The following is a 1,421-nucleotide window of genomic DNA, read 5'->3' as shown; positions in this document are numbered from 1 at the left end:
TGGCTTGTTTTGCAGGCCCCTTGGGAAATAATTTATACAAATAAATACTATTGCCTTTGTCCTCGCCAAGCGCTTTAGCCATGGCTTTAACAAGCATTCTTATTGCTGGGCTGGTGTTATATTCTAAGTAAAAATTGCGCACAAAATTAATCACTTCCCAGTGTTGTTCGCTCAAGATAATGTTTTCTTGCTCGGCGATAATGGGGGCTAACTCTTTTGTCCACAAGGTGTAATCTAGCAAGTAGCCTTGTTTATCAGTGTCGATTTGTTGATTATTAAATTCAAGCATGGATTACCAGGTAATAGATTGGTTAGTAGATAGAGTAAGGGCAACAAACTCATCGTAATTAATAAGTGTTTGGGCTGGGCTTAGTTTAACTGCTCGTGCCTGCGCATCGTCTAAAAGCAACAATAGCGAATCGTTTAATTGAAAATACTGCTTAGCGGCATAACAGGCATCACCAACAAGGAGTACTTTATCGGTGCCTTTAATTAAGTTTTCAAGCTGAGTAGAGTCGTAATAAGCCAGTGGCTTTGAAAAAATATGTAATGTACTCATAGGTTCACCACAAAGTCTTGCTGGCCGATCAGCTGCTGTTGCTCAGTGTAATTGAGGCTGGTTGAATCAATAATTAATTGAGATTTGCTTAAGTTATAATCGAGTAACGATTTTTCACATACATATATGTTTTCTACTTCATAGATTTCAAGCGTTTTGATGTTTTTAAAAAAATCTTTTACACCAAGTTGCTGTGTTGATTGATTATGTTTTAAAGCAAGCACTGCAGGGCCGCTAAATAGCCAGCTAATATTTTGATCAACTGCGGCAAATATCAGTGACATGTCTAGGGCATCGCGGGTATTAAGCTCATCAAAAGGGCTGGATTGGCTCATTACTAAAACGTTTTTCATTTAAACTGTATCCATTTATCTGCATCACTCACTAGCATGGCAAATTCTGCAAGGCCGGCTACAGTAAACACACCTGTTTGGCTTGTGTTTAAGCCGCGTTTTTCTGCTGCAGTAATACATAGCATTAAGTTGACGTTTTTATCTGCAAGTTGTTGCCATTGCGTAGGAATTTGCAGCTCGTCAGAGGCTAGCTCAAAGTGAGCTGACGCGTGATAAATCCCATTTTGATACAAAAATATCGCATCTATGGTGTGGCCTTGTGCTAAACATGCATTCGCAAACTTTATAATACGTTGCGTAGAGTCATGATCTGAAGGAGGAGTATGTAAAGAAAGAACAAATCGCGCCAAAACAATTCCAATAAAAAAGCCCCAATAAAGGGGCTATTTTAACAGAACTATTTAATTAGTCATCACTTGCGCCAAGAAGGTGCAGTAAAGAGGTAAATAGGTTATATACGTTTAAGTATAGAGCGACCGTCGCGCGAATGTAGTTAGTTTCGCCGCCAT

Annotated in this window: 4 protein-coding genes and 1 pseudogene; all 5 read right to left on the bottom strand. The window is 39.1% G+C overall.

Going from position 1 to position 1,421, the window contains the following annotated elements; all coding sequences use genetic code 11:
• Nucleotides 1-289, bottom strand: a 289-nt coding sequence (locus L650_RS0106925; protein WP_029772645.1) for a TusE/DsrC/DsvC family sulfur relay protein, incomplete at its 3' end; no start/stop codon positions are given.
• A 3-nt stretch (nt 290-292) separates the two neighbouring features.
• Nucleotides 293-559 carry a DsrH/TusB family sulfur metabolism protein gene (locus L650_RS0106920; protein WP_029772644.1) on the bottom strand — a complete coding sequence of 89 codons (267 nt, stop codon included), beginning with the start codon at nt 557-559 and terminating at the stop codon, nt 293-295.
• Nucleotides 556-912: a sulfurtransferase complex subunit TusC gene (tusC, locus tag L650_RS0106915; protein WP_029772643.1), complete on the bottom strand. Its 357-nt coding sequence runs from the start codon at nt 910-912 to the stop codon at nt 556-558. The genes L650_RS0106920 and tusC overlap by 4 nt, the downstream gene beginning before the upstream one ends.
• The gene (gene tusD, locus L650_RS0106910; protein WP_029772642.1) at nt 909-1,262 is read right to left on the bottom strand and encodes a sulfurtransferase complex subunit TusD; all 354 of its coding nucleotides are present in this window, start codon (nt 1,260-1,262) and stop codon (nt 909-911) included. Before tusD ends, tusC begins: the two co-directional genes overlap by 4 nt.
• 55 nt (nt 1,263-1,317) lie before the next feature.
• A pseudogene (locus L650_RS23615) lies at nt 1,318-1,421 on the bottom strand (BAX inhibitor (BI)-1/YccA family protein); the annotation flags it as partial.

This window comes from Pseudoalteromonas sp. TB51, assembly GCF_000498055.1.
Taxonomy (GTDB): domain Bacteria; phylum Pseudomonadota; class Gammaproteobacteria; order Enterobacterales; family Alteromonadaceae; genus Pseudoalteromonas; species Pseudoalteromonas atlantica.
The sequence above is the reverse complement of the archived record's forward strand: the minus strand, read 5'-3'. Positions and strand labels throughout refer to the sequence as shown.